The following is a 13,025-nucleotide window of genomic DNA, read 5'->3' on the forward strand; positions in this document are numbered from 1 at the left end:
GTGTCGATATACTGCACAAAACTAGTCTACTGTTGTGTTCTAACCTTTTTGGAAGTGCTTTAATCTCTAGAATATAAGACTATGTAGAAATAGCGATCGCTCAAATAAATTCTTTATTTACTCTTTAAAGAGCCAGTGATTTCTCTGATAACCCATAAAGATAGCATAAATAAACTTAATTTTTCCTGATTGCAACAAAATTAAATTTTGATTATGAATGCGAAACGCAAAATCCCCGACTTCTCTAAGAAGTTGGGGATTTATCATTTAGTAGTACTAGTACCGCAAGGCGGAAGTCAAAAGTCAAAAGTTTTGTATATCAAGGCTTTTGCTTGTTTTAAATGGTAGCTTGATTTCCGCCGCGCTGTACTAGTACAACACGGCGTAAATAAACCACCCATTCAAAATAGCCAGAAAGCTTACAAAATAAGCATTCTTTCTTTTTACTTTTGCCTTCTTGTACTAGCTACTTTTCCACACCTTGACGTAGTGCTAATTGCTGTTGTTTGATATTAGGTACGTAATTACTACTAGAGTTTGATACCCCATTAGCTACAACCCCAATCAGATTTAACTTACTCAGCATCGCTGTCGCTTGAGTCAGTTGACTTCGTGTCACAATACCAATGCTTGCCACCATGACCACGCTACGACAAGATGATGCAGTCAGCATAGCATCCACCAAGCCGAGAACTGGGGGAGCATCTATGAGTACCAAATCATAGTTTTCCTCAAATGCTGCCATTAATTGTATCATCCGCGGGGAACTCAACAGATTCGCGGGGTCAATAGGTTTGGGGCCAGCGGTCAAAATATCGATGTAGGAGGAACCTGAGTATTGAAGACTAATTTGGTTGGGTAGAGTTGTATCACTCGCCAATAGAGTTGAAAGTCCCTGTTCATTAGGAAGATTCAGTTGTTCGTGCAAACTGGGATCGCGTAAATTGGCATCAATCAGCAACACCCTTTTGTGTAAACGGGCAGCACTCATTGCCAAACCCAACGCCAAAGCTGATTTACCCTCATCGGCTAAAGCCGAAGTGATCATCAAAGATTTTAAATTAGTAACAGTATTTAAAAGTTCAATGTTTTTGTAAATCAGATCCAGCGATTCCCAACGCGGTGGAGATTGCAATACCTGAATTGTCCAGGGGGCGAGAACTTCTGGCTTGCCAAAAGGCAACTTGATCATTGATTCTTTAGGTTTGGCTGGCGGTAACTTGGGGGTTGTTCCCAATAACGGCATGGCCATTTGCTTCTCTAATTCAGCAGTAGTATGAACTGCATCATCAGCTGATTCTCGAATAAAGGCAGCAATGCCTCCTAACATTAACCCAACCACAGCACCTAACAGTAAATTCTGTTGGAGATTTGGGCCTAATTGTCCGCCTTTTTGAGGATCTTCTACCACTTCCCAATTAAATCCACCCTTGGAAAGTTCTTGCCGTAATTGCTGTTCTGCTCTTAAAAGTTGCTCCAACCTTTCACGACTAAATTGCAACTGCGGTAACATCCGATTGTAATAAGCTAACAGAGGCGGGAAACGTTTGATTTCAAAACGCAGCTCGTTTTCTTTCTGAGCCAAAGTTTGATCGCGAGCAGTTAAAGAAACTATAGTGGTCTGCGTCTCCACTAGCTGACCAGCAAGGCTGAGATCAATTTGGCCAAGTTGTCCTCGTTCGAGAAGAGAATCTCCAGAAGTGAATGCACCAGCAGACTTTCCGCCTAAAGTTCTTCCTACCTCTTGTTGCAATAATTCCTTCTGTCCTTGGAGTTGTTCTTTGAGCTTTTGCACACTCGGAGTTTCATCTGTAAAGCGTAAGCGTTCTTGTGCTAGTGCCAGTTCGCTTTTTTGAATTTCGTTCAGTAAGCCTTGATAGCGAGTAGACTGACTCAAACGAGAAGCAACTAGAGCGTTTTGAGGAGAACGGTTAAGTTGTTCTTCTAAAGATTTTTGGCGTGCCAAAGCTTCCCCATACTGGGCACGAGTTGTCTGTCGTTCTTGGGCAATATTGTTCAAAGCTGTCTCAATTGCTTTGGCCTGTGACTCTGGATCAATTAAGTTCTGATTTCTCCGAAACCTTTGTAAATTTGTTTCAGCCGCGTTTACTTCTTCACTAGCTTTACTTAACTGTTCCCTGATAATTTGCAGACCTTTTTGTAAACGCGAATTCTGTTGTTGTTTATTATATTCCACATAAACTTGTCGAATTGCACTCAGAACTTTTTGGGTCTTTTCTGGATCTCCAGCGGTGTATTCAACTTGAAAGATTTTGGTAGCAACATTATCTTCTTTGCTCCTTAATTGAGTTAAGACCAAAGAAGCTTTAATTTCACCTGAACTTATATCTGGATAATCAGACTGAAGTTTATCAACTGCTTTTTGGATAAGTCCCGAACTTTGCATCAAGTTAAGCTGGGTGGCAGTATCTATGACCACATTAGAGTCAGTAAACTGGTTGTCTAACCCAGCACCTTCTGTTTTACCTTGATAGTTAGGTTCTACTAGCAGTTGCATTGAACTTTTATAAGTAGGTTTGGTCTTTAAAGTTACCATACTTGCAATAGCAATAGAACTAATTAATACTGCTAAAAACCAAGGGAATCTCCGCACAAGTACGGCAAATAATTGTCCGTAACCTGCTTCATTTTCAGAGGTTGGAGTTATCTGAGGATTTAGACTAGCTTGAACCACTTTTATTATCCTTGTCTTCGAGATTTACGCTAAGAGATAAAGAAGAATTCAGAAGTCAGAATATAATCAGTAGATAATTTACATGGGTCACTAGTTGAAGACTAGTAAATATTGGATAAAACCAGTAAATTTAACCTATGATTTCGCTAGTTTGGCAAAATTCATGCTGTTAGCGCTAGCGGGACGTTTAGCCTATTCTGAATTCTGACTCCTGAATTCTTTATTATTAAAGATGTACACCACAAGCCTGGTTAATAATTTGCTCAACCTTGCCAAAGAAGGCATTCTCTGAAAAGTTTGCTACAGCATGATTGCGGATGCGATCGTAATCCCAAGAAATGCCGTTGGCTTCTAGTAATGCAAATTGGAGAGATTCGGGTGTTTGCCTTTTGAAAAAGACTCCTGTTTCACCTGGAATTTGAGTATCTAATACTCCACCTGCTCCATAAGCGATGACTGGTGTGCCGCTAGCATTAGCCTCTACTGGCACTAATCCGTAGTCTTCTAAGGCTGCGACAATAATAGACTTGGCTTTGGAAAACAAGTCTTTGCGGGTTCTATCACTTACGTGTCCCAAGAACACAATATTTTGTAATGCTTTGGATTTTAACCGTGCTTGTTCTGGCCCATCACCAGATATTAATAACCGCCACCCTAACCAATTAAAAGCTTCGACTATTATATCAAGTCGCTTATAACTGATCATCCGAGCGGAGGCGAGATAATATTCATCTTTTATATCTGAAAAAACAAATTTACTAGTATCAATTGGATAATTTACCATTATTGCCTTTTTGCCATAAATATTTTCAATACGGCGGGCAACAACACTAGAGTTAGCAATGTAAAGGTCAGGTTCCTGTGCATATTTCAGGTCTACCTTTCTCATTAATTGAAATACTTGCTCGAGTAAAGGAGCAAAATATCTATAGTCTCCGTACTCTCTTAAATAAGTTGCTGTATCCCATAAAAAACGAGTGACATTATGACAAAAACAAATGTGGCGAGCATTAGGGTTTTTTCTTACTGCTTTGGCAAAGCTGGTGCTACTGCTAATAATTAAATCATAGTCTTGCAGATCCAAGGCACGAAAGGCAGGAAAATATAGAGGAGCCATTGATCTAAAATATTTTGCTGCACCAGGAATCTTTTGCAAGAAGGTTGTATTAACTATGCGATCGCCTAGATCAATAGTTTTTTGGGGATCGTACAAAGATGTGAAAATATCTGCTTCGGGATAGCGCTTACAAAGCAGTTCAAACACACGCTCTGCCCCACCTCGCTGGGTTAAATAATCGTGGACGAGAGCAATTTTCATGAATTTAACCTAAAGTTTCGATCGGGGTTGTTTAAACGCTCCCCTAGCAAGTTACTATCAACAACTTTAGTTAAATCGGCGGTTAGAAACCGCGTCTACACGAGGCTTTACCCACGGAGGTGGGTTTCAGTTTCAAACCCTAAATTTTGCCTTAGTCCGCGCAGGCGGACAATGCTAGTGTAGCCGCGAATTCTATTCGCCCTGTCTCTACGCCCCTACAGCCAATTCATTTGTTGCAAATATCTTTGGAACCGATATTATCCAACTGCTACTAAGACTTTTTCTGGAGCGAAATAGGTGTTTTGCTCGGCTCGTAGTTGGTCGCAAAGTCTGCCTTCGGGTAATTCTACATCCTCATAAGTGAGGACTTGATCTTTAGAAATATCTCGTTTGAGGCGACACCCTTCAGCTAGACCGATTGGTAGAAGATTTTGCTGTTGGACGATATCGGAATTTTCACATTGTCCGTAGGTCATGTAGTAGCCGATGCCATCTAAGGTTTCTCCTGCTTTCAGGTCGATTTTGGCAGTAGTGACAACATCTACTAGTGGGCCTGCTAGTGGAGACATAACGGCATCACCGAACAGAACAGCACGCGCTACGGACAAGGGAACTTCAAAATGACAGAGGTGATAAGGAGTATAGAAGCTGTAAAGCGGGCCTTCGCCTAATTTGTATAAGTTGAGATAGTGCTGTTGCTTGGGATCGTCGTGAGTGGCAAATACATATACGCCTGGGCCTGGTTTTGCTCCAACTACATAATCGACAATGCCGCCCAGTTCTTTGAGTTGTTCAACATCATATATATGGGCCATTTCATCGACATAACCGTTGAAGTTGTATCCCAGCATTCCTCGTTTGGCGACTTTCATGCCTGTGGCATTGGCAACGATCGCTTGCTCAAAGGAAATTTTGGTTCCGTCAGCGAAGCTAGCTACCATGTGGGGCTTTTGACCCCAACGTTTAGCAAATCCTTCCTGGGTGGTGGGATTGCGATAGGGGTCTTGGAGTCCTTTAATGTTACCGCACAATAAGGGAGTTAAACCAATGCTTTTGACAAAGCGGTAAAGGTTCATTTGTACCCCTGGCTGATCGCCATCACAAGCGCTGAGAATGACGCCTGCTTTATCGGCATACACTTTCAGGATGGGGCCAATGGTACCATCGAGTTCGGCATTCATCATGATCACATGCTTGCGGTGGGCGATCGCTTCCATAACGATGTGAGCGCCAAATTCCACTGCACCTGTGACTTCGATTAATGCATCGATGCCCTCGGCCCGACACAGTAACTTAGCGTCTTCTGTGACTGCATACTTACCGTTAGCGATCGCATCTTCTAGTTCGCTGACAGTTGCAACAACTTGAATATCTTCAATTCCGGCTTCCGAATAAGCTTGTTTCGCTGCATCAATCTGACGATTGGAGATCGCAACTAACTCCATTCCTGGCACTGAATTGACAATTTGGTTGGCAATTCCTCGACCCATAAAACCAGCACCAATCATTCCCACTTTGATAGGATTTCCTGCTGCTGCACGGGCTTGTAAGGCGCGATCGATAATAATCATGAACTAAACTCCTTTTTAGAACTGTTTGTTGTGTTACAAATTCTCGATAATTTTGCACTTAATAATTTGTTACAGCTAAATATTAAGTACATTTGATGTTAGCGACATCTTAAACCAAGTAACTAGAAGTCGCGGCTACACAGGCAAAACCCACCTCCGTGGGTTTAAAACCCTTAATTTTTCCTTAGTCCGCGCAGGCGGACTACCCTGCGGGAAGCCGCAAAGCGTCTAGGTTTGTATAGCCAAGCCAGTGCGGTCTTCTCCCAAAGGGAGAGGCTAGCGCCAAGGGGGTTTCCCCCATGAGCAACTGGCGTGCGATTTCTAATCGCCAGGGCTAAATGCTAACCAATTGTTTGCTAGATATCTGTTTTTTCTGGCTGTGATTTTCGATAATTTGCTCCACAGCATTTCTGTAGGCTTGAGCAAACTTTTCTTTGGTATGATTAGCTCTTGCGTATTCCCATGCCTTCCGAGACATCAACTTTAGGTCTTCAACAGGCAAATTGGAAATACTTCTAACTTTCGCCTTAATTTCTTCAAGGGAAAGGTTATCGAAAATCACACCAAAATCATGAACATCCACACCAGATTCATAGCTTAAAATCGGGATTAATCCGGCTTGTAAGCTGGTGATTACTGCACCTGCCTGTCCCTCAGAAACAGAAGGATAAACAAGTCCTAAACAATTATTTGTAATCTTTAAAAAGTCAGGGCTACTAACATCAATCCAACCATAAGTATGAATGTTAGGGGTTTCGTATAGTTCTTTATAGAAAGCTTGCTCAAACTCTTTGTCATTACTTACCGGGCCACAAACTGTTAAATGGTATTCTGGCATTTGGGCAAAGGCATCTAAAACCAAGTCTAATCCTTTGAGAACTAAAGCGCTACCACCAAACCAGATAAAATTCTTTCTTACCGCTTCAAAGTCTTTCTCGTCAGGAGAGGGATACACAAGTGACGAAGAAATGGGAATACGATACATTGGTTTGTTGGCATATTTGAATGTATCAACTGTGAAATTGTTGCCCAATACAGTAGCGTAATCGGCATATTCAATTCCCAAGTTGGGCGTTTCAAATCGCTGTGGACGTAAAGTGATTCCTCTGCGTTGTTGGAGTTCTAAAAGTCTGTTGCATTCTGCTGCATTGCGAAAAATCATATTAGCAATGTCAACGTGGAAAATTTTAATGCAATCTTTATTAAGTTTTGGCGCAAGCGCTTCTAGACGATGACGGATATCAATGAAAAACGCGTAATCTTTTTGAGGAACGAATTTATCATTATGAAACTGGATGACATCAACGTTATAGCCCAAGTCTAAAAAAGTTTGGGCGATTAGTAGACATTCCCAGTTCCAACTCTGGTCATTAGGGACAGGCTGGCCTGGTTTGATGAGGAATGGTTCAATCCGATAAGAAAGAAGTACATTTCCTTTAGAAGGCTGTTTAGGCTTTAGGGAAACAACCTGTAAGGTCTTAGCGTAATTGATCCGAGCTTGAACTTTATTGGAGACAAAAGAGATAATATTTCCAACACGAGATAGAATATTATTTGGCATTTATTTCTACCTAAATTAATGATTTTTTATCTCACCTAGAGGTGCAGATAAAGAGTTTAAATTTATCTGGAAGCTGTACCGCCAACAGTCATCATTCTCAACAAAGGCCAATTTAAATCTTTCTCAGAGATTTCAGTCAAATCTAGAGGCCAATCAATGTTAAAGAATGGGTCATCATAGCGTAAACCTCTTTCATACCCTGGGGTGTAAAATTCACCCACTTGATATACGACTTCAGTTTCATCTGTAAGTGCTTGGTAGCCATGAGCAAACATTTCTGGAACATACAAAGCGCGGCGATTTTCTGGGGTTAGCTCTACACCAATGTGTGATAAAAAGCTAGGAGATTCAGGACGCATATCAATAATTACGTCATAGATAGCGCCTTTAGTACAACGAATTAATTTCGTTTCTGCTGCTGGCAGAATTTGATAGTGCATTCCCCGAATAGTGCCTTTTTTGTAGTTAAAAGACAGGTTACATTGAGCAACTGTTGGCTTTAATCCGTATGCTTCAAATTCTTGAGCGCAGAAAGACCGAGCGAAAAAACCACGATGGTCTGGCTTTTCTTCTAAGTCAATAATGAATGCGTCTTTGAGTGCGGTTTCGGTGAAAATCATGATGATTCCTTTGAGATGAATGTTGAGTCTTAGAATGTCCGCAGATTAAAGGATTTCCAAGAAATAGGCGTCTCGCCCGCCCAGTAACCAAGTGCGGGCAATATGCTCACCCCACAGTAAATACTTAGTCCCTAAACAGACATTGCATCAGATGCAGAATGTAACTCTGCTCTGGGATAAGTATCATCCCAGTATTGGGTGCAGAGGTCTGGTCTTTCGGGAGGGTTGGCGGTGTAACAAAAGAATAGCGCTGACCGGTCTTCTGTGCGGACTGTGCCGTGATGCAAAGCATTCTTCGTATCTACAATAATGACTGTGCCTGCTGGGCCTGGGCAGGATTTCCAAGCTGATTTGGGGATGACTGGTTTTACTTCTTCATCATCGATGCCCATATAGCCGGACTTCCAAAGTTTGTAGAAAAGCTGAATATAATTCCAACTAAATAAGGGAGTTAAAGAGCGAGGAATGTATTCAAAAGGCCCAGTTTTTTCTTCTACATCATTCAAGTAAATAAAGATTTTGATAATCCGACGGTCTTCTGCATCGCTATGCCATAGCAGCGTCCCAAATTGATGTTTATTATTGAAATCTTTGCGTAAATGTACACCGTGGAAAGCAATGGGAAGACCAATATAATTTTCGATGATATTGAGAAGTCTTTTCTCCATTCCCCAGGCATAAAATTCTGGTAAGCCTGTAACTGTGGAAATTTGTGGCCATTTTTCGTCTAGATGGTCATTCTTGGCATTGTCCATCTGAGACAATTGATGGTAAGAAGCTTTGAGCAGTTCTGAGCTAGAGTTCAACTCTAAATCTGCCAGGGTTGTGATATAAACGCCATCTTTTTTGAGAGCATTAAGGATCTTGCGATCGCGTCCTTCTAATGCTGGCAGATTTCTGCTATGCTTCCAACGAGCTACATAATATTCTAAGTCAGAAGATAGTGTAGATATTTTGCGTTTAATTACACTAAACATGTCGTAAACTCCTTCTAGTTTCGATGTATGGTTATCAGCAATTTAGTAGTTTATTGCTTATAGCTCTGCACTTCTTGAGTAGATATTTCACCTGATTCTGCTAACCTGAACTCTTTAGAAACCATCACATCAAAAGCACACAAGCTGACTAAAGCCAAAAATGGAACTACTGTCTTGATGGCGGACATCGGCCATCTTCTTAAAGCACCCAAGAAAACTTTCAAGTTGACTTCTTTACCGTTTTGCAAAAGCATCCGCCTGCAAAACTGCTTAGAATATCCACTCTCCTCCAATTTCAAAATCACTTCGGGTATGTGTTTGTATTGCATTAACAGTGCAGACTTTGGTTCTTTCTGCCAATAACTCACACCAACAACACATTCTAAATAAGTCTCTTTCGTGACAATTACACGACCATTAGCAGCACAATATCCGGCTAAATATGCTAAAGATATCCAGTTATTCTCAGCATCTTGCCAATTTTGGAGAGCGCGTTTCACTAAATCAGTGCGGTAAATTGTCGCAGTCAGAAAAATCACTGCACCGACACTTTTTGAGAAACAATGCTCAAATATAGCTTTACCATCACCATCACCTTCTTCACTATCAATATCAAACCAGCGATTACCAACAATTGTGGGTGGATGAACTGGTTCACCAGTAATTTGGTTACGACCGGAAAAGTTGAGAAACAACAACGATAAATCTTCATGTTCCTTGAGTTTGCTAATCACATAAGCAATGGCTCTATCTTGAATCGGGTCATCATCACCAATTGTCCAAACATATTTTGTTATTGTAGAATTTAGGCAATACATGATATTTTTGACAACGCCTAAATTCTGAGGATTTTTATTTGATTTAAATGTGATATTGCTAAGTGTTGCTTGCCATTTATGAATCACCTTTTGAGTATTGTCTGTGGAACAATTATCAGAAACTAAAATTTCACAATCATCTTCAAAACCTTTGATAGCTTGAGCTAGCCATGCTAACTGTTTATCAAGTAACTCAGCACGATTATAAGTGGGTATAGCAATGGTCAGTAATTTATTCATATTAAGCTCAACTCTGTAGTTAATAAGAACTAGTATTAACAGCAGTTTCGGTAATTAAAAAGCTGCCTTCAAATTTATTCTTTTGCGGTTTGACGACATAAATTTTATAAGATATGCGCCTTTTAATTACTCAGAAAAGTTAAATTTTTAGTAAAAAGAGGCGTTTTTGCTTCTCTTTAGTAATTACGACGCTATTAAAAGCCTATCCGGAATAGGACAGGGATAAATTTTTACTTCAGGAATTGGTACTACAAACTGTCCACCCCATTCACCAATGAATGCCATTTGCTCCATAATTTCCTCCTTGATATTCCAAGGTAAAATTAGGACATAATCTGGTTTGGTTTGACGGATTCTATCTGGTTCAAAGATAGGAATATGAGTTCCAGGTAAAAATAATCCCTGTTTATAAGGATTGGAATCTACTGTGTAATCAATAAAATCTTTTCCAATTCCACAGTAATTAAGCAATGTATTGCCTTTAGCTGGTGCGCCATAACCAACGATTGATTTACCTTCTGCTTTAGCCCTCAAGAGGAATTTTAATAGCTTGTGCTTTGTTTCTTTGACTTTTGCTCCAAATGTAATGTAAGTCTCTATACGATGCAGTCCAGCAGCAATTTCTTTGGCTTTCAAATGTCTAACTCGGTCACTAATACTGAGATGATCGGCGTAGTCATGTTTGGCATAAATTCTGAGTGAACCGCCATGAGTTGATAATTCTTCTACGTCAAAAAGTTGCAAGTTGTGTGCTGCAAAAATTTTCTCGATAGTCAGGAATGAGAAGTAAGAAAAATGCTCATGATAAATCGTATCAAACTGATTTTCTTGAATGAGTCGTAAGATGTGAGGAAACTCCATCGTCAAAATGCCATTGGGTTTGAGGATGAGTTTCATCCCAGCGATGAAATCGTTTAGATCCGGTACATGAGCTAAAACATTATTACCGATCAAAAGGTCGGCTAGTTTTCCTTGTATCACGAGTTCTTTGGCTGTTTCGACTCCAAAAAACTTGTTGATACTAGGAATGCCTCTGTCTTCAGCAACCTTGGCAATATTTGCCGCTGGTTCTATGCCTAAAACGGGGATTCCCTTCTCTAAAAAATATTGCAGTAAGTAGCCGTCGTTACTAGCAATTTCAATAATTTGATTATGATGATTAAAGTTGAACTTTTCTACCATCATATCGGTGTAGGCTTTAGCATGTTTTAGCCAACTTACCGAGTAAGAAGAAAAATAGGCATAGTCACTAAAAATGTGATTTGGAGTTTCAAACTGTTCTAATTGAACTAAGAGAGTGTCTTCAGAAACATAAGCATGGAGAGGATAAAACTTTTCGGCATTATTTAGCTGTTCTGCTCTAAGATAAGCATTGGCTAAAGGTGACATTCCTAGATCAATAAAGGTTTGATGTAGAGGTTGACCACTAAAACGACATTTTGCGATCGCCATAAACTTCAACTCACTGATTGCAAATAATTTGATGGATGAGATAGGTCTGAAAACCTTTTTCGTGCTGCTATTAGTGTGTATGATTTACTCTCATAGTTTCGTAGTTTATACCTGATTTCTAAAACATAAATTACGACTAGTTACTACGGTTAAATTTTTATTTACACACTAATAGCTAACTCTAGCTACTTTTTATTCCAGAAGAAATCTTTGTCAATTTGCTCTGTCCGAATCAGATACTCTAGCTGTTTTAAGCGAGTAAATCCTCTAAACAAGAAAGTATCTTCAGCCATGTGTATTTGACTAAATAAATCAAATAGTTGCTGGGCACCAAGTCGAGCATTCCAATCACACTTAAATCCAGGTAGGATTGTGTTGATTTTCTCGAAGGATACGCGATAGCTGCGGTTATCTGCGCCGTTGTCACCAAAGGACAATTTACAATCGGGGAAAATATCAGCAATAATTTCTGCGATTTCTTTAACGCGATAGTTATTTGCTGTATCTCCCACGTTGAAGATTTGGTTATGTACAATGTCGCGTGGTGCTTCTAAGGTGCAGACTATTGCTTTGCAAATATCCAATGCGTGGACTAATGGCCGCCAAGGTGTGCCATCACTAATCATTTTGATTTCTTTGCTAGTCCATGCCAACCCTGCTAAGTTGTTTAAAACAATATCAAAACGCATTCTGGGAGAAGCACCAAAGGCTGTAGCATTCCGCATAAAGGTGGGAGAGAAGTCATCGTCAGCGAGTGGTCTGACATCTCTTTCTACGAGAGTTTTGCATTCTGCGTAGGCTGTTTGAGGATTAACTGAGGATTCTTCTGTGACATCACCGGCGGTAGCAACACCGTAGACACTGCATGAAGACATATATACGAAGCGACGCACACCCATAGCCTTAGCCAGACTAGCCAGACGAACTGAACCTACATGATTAATTTCGTAGGTAATATTTGGTGCCAATTGTCCGGCTGGGTCGTTGGAGAGTTCCGCCATGTGGACTATTGCTTCAATACCTTCCAAATCATCAGGGGTGATGTTGCGGATATCTTTGTTGAGGGTTTTGGGTGTCACGCCACTAGCGTTGTATAGCCAACCAACTTTATAGAAGCCGGTATCTAGACCAATAACTTCATGTCCTCGTTCAATTAACAGAGGGGGTAATAACGAACCTAGATAGCCTTCTGTTCCAGTTACTAATATTTTCATTGTGTTAATGCCTTTGTATTGATGAGTGAAATTCTTCGTTTAGAGGGGCGCATAGATGTGTAACCCTACAGCGTGTTGCATTTAAAAGGGAACCACTATAGTGTTTTTAGTTTGTATGCAATACACTTGCTTCTCTTCGGAGAGAGGCTTTGAATCTTACTCCCCTTTCCTTGTAGGGATGGGTTTAGGTCATTGGACTCAACCCAGAACCGCTATATCTAAGTACAACATTTCATTAATTCATAGCGAATTAACTTTGGCAAAACTCTGCGTACCTACCCTGCGGGAAGGCGTACCCCTACGGGGATCTTGCTACGCGTAGCGTCTCCAAGAGTTGCGCCTATGCGTTTACCTCTGTGTTCCTCTGCGTTTAAAAAAGTTACGAACTTATGCAAAGCTGTACCAAGAGTCATTATGTACTTTGCAGGCTTACCCATTAGGTAGTAGCACTCTATACCCGCATTTCTCACAAGCTTGAAATGCAGAGGGGCAGAGGGGCAGAGGGGCAGAGGGGAAAGAACTTGTTGTACAAATCTCTCCCCTGCTCCTCTGCTCCCCT

Annotated in this window: 9 protein-coding genes; all 9 read right to left on the reverse strand. The window is 40.7% G+C overall.

Annotation, left to right across the window (positions count from 1 at the left end; translation table 11 throughout):
* Positions 1-466: 466 nt before the first annotated feature.
* The gene (locus tag V7K67_RS10290; RefSeq protein ID WP_334707601.1) at positions 467-2,695 is read right to left on the reverse strand and encodes a GumC family protein; all 2,229 of its coding nucleotides are present in this window, start codon (positions 2,693-2,695) and stop codon (positions 467-469) included.
* A gap of 226 nt (positions 2,696-2,921) precedes the next feature.
* Positions 2,922-4,013, reverse strand: a complete 1,092-nt coding sequence (locus V7K67_RS10295; protein ID WP_335166389.1) for a glycosyltransferase — start codon at positions 4,011-4,013, stop codon at positions 2,922-2,924.
* Positions 4,014-4,270: 257 nt separating this feature from the next.
* On the reverse strand, positions 4,271-5,584 hold the full coding sequence (locus V7K67_RS10300) for an NAD(P)H-dependent oxidoreductase (protein WP_334733536.1): 1,314 nt from the start codon (positions 5,582-5,584) through the stop codon (positions 4,271-4,273).
* A 334-nt stretch (positions 5,585-5,918) separates the two neighbouring features.
* The gene (locus tag V7K67_RS10305) at positions 5,919-7,145 is read right to left on the reverse strand and encodes a glycosyltransferase (protein ID WP_334733537.1); all 1,227 of its coding nucleotides are present in this window, start codon (positions 7,143-7,145) and stop codon (positions 5,919-5,921) included.
* Positions 7,146-7,207: 62 nt separating this feature from the next.
* Positions 7,208-7,765 carry a dTDP-4-dehydrorhamnose 3,5-epimerase gene (gene rfbC / locus V7K67_RS10310; protein ID WP_335166392.1) on the reverse strand — a complete coding sequence of 186 codons (558 nt, stop codon included), beginning with the start codon at positions 7,763-7,765 and terminating at the stop codon, positions 7,208-7,210.
* A 131-nt stretch (positions 7,766-7,896) separates the two neighbouring features.
* Positions 7,897-8,742, reverse strand: a complete 846-nt coding sequence (locus V7K67_RS10315) for a phytanoyl-CoA dioxygenase (protein ID WP_334733539.1) — start codon at positions 8,740-8,742, stop codon at positions 7,897-7,899.
* A gap of 50 nt (positions 8,743-8,792) precedes the next feature.
* Positions 8,793-9,800, reverse strand: a complete 1,008-nt coding sequence (locus tag V7K67_RS10320) for a glycosyltransferase family 2 protein (protein WP_335166394.1) — start codon at positions 9,798-9,800, stop codon at positions 8,793-8,795.
* A 183-nt stretch (positions 9,801-9,983) separates the two neighbouring features.
* Positions 9,984-11,252, reverse strand: a complete 1,269-nt coding sequence (locus V7K67_RS10325) for a class I SAM-dependent methyltransferase (RefSeq protein ID WP_334733541.1) — start codon at positions 11,250-11,252, stop codon at positions 9,984-9,986.
* 185 nt (positions 11,253-11,437) lie between these two features.
* A complete protein-coding gene (locus V7K67_RS10330) occupies positions 11,438-12,466 on the reverse strand; it encodes an NAD-dependent epimerase/dehydratase family protein (RefSeq protein ID WP_334733542.1) in 1,029 nt (342 codons plus the stop codon).
* Positions 12,467-13,025: the final 559 nt, after the last annotated feature.

Origin of the sequence: Nostoc sp. (assembly GCF_036917155.1) — a bacterium.
Taxonomy (GTDB): domain Bacteria; phylum Cyanobacteriota; class Cyanobacteriia; order Cyanobacteriales; family Nostocaceae; genus Nostoc.

Coding starts and splice junctions, on each gene's coding strand:
- V7K67_RS10315 (WP_334733539.1), bottom strand. CDS start 8,742: ATGTTTAGTGTAATTAAACGCAAAATATCTACACTATCTTCTGACTTA.
- V7K67_RS10330 (WP_334733542.1), bottom strand. CDS start 12,466: ATGAAAATATTAGTAACTGGAACAGAAGGCTATCTAGGTTCGTTATTA.
- V7K67_RS10305 (WP_334733537.1), bottom strand. CDS start 7,145: ATGCCAAATAATATTCTATCTCGTGTTGGAAATATTATCTCTTTTGTC.
- V7K67_RS10320 (WP_335166394.1), bottom strand. CDS start 9,800: ATGAATAAATTACTGACCATTGCTATACCCACTTATAATCGTGCTGAG.
- rfbC (WP_335166392.1), bottom strand. CDS start 7,765: ATGATTTTCACCGAAACCGCACTCAAAGACGCATTCATTATTGACTTA.
- V7K67_RS10300 (WP_334733536.1), bottom strand. CDS start 5,584: ATGATTATTATCGATCGCGCCTTACAAGCCCGTGCAGCAGCAGGAAAT.
- V7K67_RS10295 (WP_335166389.1), bottom strand. CDS start 4,013: ATGAAAATTGCTCTCGTCCACGATTATTTAACCCAGCGAGGTGGGGCA.
- V7K67_RS10325 (WP_334733541.1), bottom strand. CDS start 11,252: ATGGCGATCGCAAAATGTCGTTTTAGTGGTCAACCTCTACATCAAACC.